Origin of the sequence: Exiguobacterium sp. A1_3_1, assembly GCF_048985645.1 — a bacterium.
Lineage (GTDB): Bacteria > Bacillota > Bacilli > Exiguobacteriales > Exiguobacteriaceae > Exiguobacterium_A > Exiguobacterium_A indicum.
Genome location: NZ_WBYY01000293.1, coordinates 1 through 1616, shown reverse-complemented (window position 1 = coordinate 1616; position 1616 = coordinate 1). Strand labels below are relative to the sequence as shown.

General features: G+C 48.0%; 1 pseudogene. It reads right to left on the bottom strand.

The features are described 5' to 3' along the window. Positions 1-131: 131 nt before the first annotated feature. Positions 132-1595: pseudogene (locus tag F8N00_RS17855) on the bottom strand (DNA translocase FtsK); the annotation flags it as partial. Between the last annotated feature and the right edge of the window lie 21 nt (positions 1596-1616).

Genomic DNA, 1616 nt, shown 5'->3' with positions numbered 1-1616 from the left:
TATTTTTACAAAATCATCATGTCTTTTTTTCATGTGCCTTTTCTTTTTTCGAGATACCGAGTCTTCTCTATACATTTTTCTAGAAAAGAAAAGGAAGCCTTGGAATATTCCACGACTTCCTTTCTACTCGATTAACGTCCCATGACGCGACGTGGTTTAGATCCTTCAGATGGACCAATCAGACCGTTTTCTTCTAACGCATCAATAAGACGGGCAGCTCGGTTGTAACCGATGCGGTACTTTCGTTGAATCATCGACGTTGATGCCGTCTCTTGTGTCAGAATGAACTGAACGACCTCATCGTATAGTGGATCGTCGACCTCTGTTTCGCCCTCTGGTACATCTTTTGGAATCATCGCTTCAACATACTGTGCCTTTTGCTGACTGATGACATGATTGACGACCTTCTCGACTTCTTCGTCCGATAAAAAGGCTCCTTGTACGCGGACCGGTTTGTTCATGCCGTTACCAAGTAACAACATATCTCCTCGTCCGAGCAATTTATCAGCGCCTCCCGTATCAAGAATCGTCCGCGAGTCAGTCGCACTCGATACACTGAATGCGATCCGCGACGGGATATTCGCCTTGATGACACCGGTGATGATGTCAACACTCGGACGCTGCGTCGCAATGACCATATGAATTCCTGCTGCTCGCGCCATTTGTGCAAGTCGCATGATCGCATCTTCGACTTCGTTTGACGCGACCATCATCAAGTCAGCTAACTCATCGACGATGACAACGATGTACGGTAATCGTTGATGCACTTTCTCCTCTGCGTTCATCTTATCAATCAGTGCATTGTAGCCTTCGATGTTGCGCGCTCCGTTTTGACTGAAGATTTCATAACGGCGTTCCATTTCCGAGACGACCTGTTTTAATGCCTGTGCCGCTTTTTTAGGATCGGTGACGACGGGCGCTAAGAGGTGCGGAATTCCGTTGTAGACGTTCAATTCGACCATTTTCGGGTCAATCATCATCAAGCGGACTTCATCCGGTCGTGCCCGCATCAATATCGAGACAATCATCCCATTGATACAGACCGATTTACCCGAACCGGTTGAGCCGGCAACTAAGACGTGTGGCATCTTATTCAACTTCGCTGTCACCGTCTCACCAGAAATGCTTCGTCCGAGTGCGACGAGCAAACGATCGCTGTCCGATTGGACGCTCTCCGCTCCTAGTACTTCTCGAAGTGATACCATGGCGACTTCACGATTCGGCACCTCGATTCCAACAGCCGCTTTACCCGGAATCGGTGCTTCGATCCGGATATCTTTTGCGGCTAACGCTAGCGCTAAGTCATCGGCGAGTCCCGTGATTCGACTAAGCTTGATTCCTTGTTTTGGTTCAATCTCGTACTTCGTGACACTAGGTCCGAGATGAATCTTTAAAACTTTTGCTCCGATCCCGAACGACTTTAAGGTCGCAATCAATTTCGTCGCATTGTCCTTCAGTAGTTTGTTCTCACCGGACAAGTCTTTTGATGTTGGTTCTGCTAACAAATCAAGCGACGGCAATTGATAACCGTCAGGTGTCTCTGTCATCGTCAACGGTCCTTGTGTCTCCGCTGCTTGCGGTTCAACATCTGTCTCTTATACACATCTCCGAGCCCA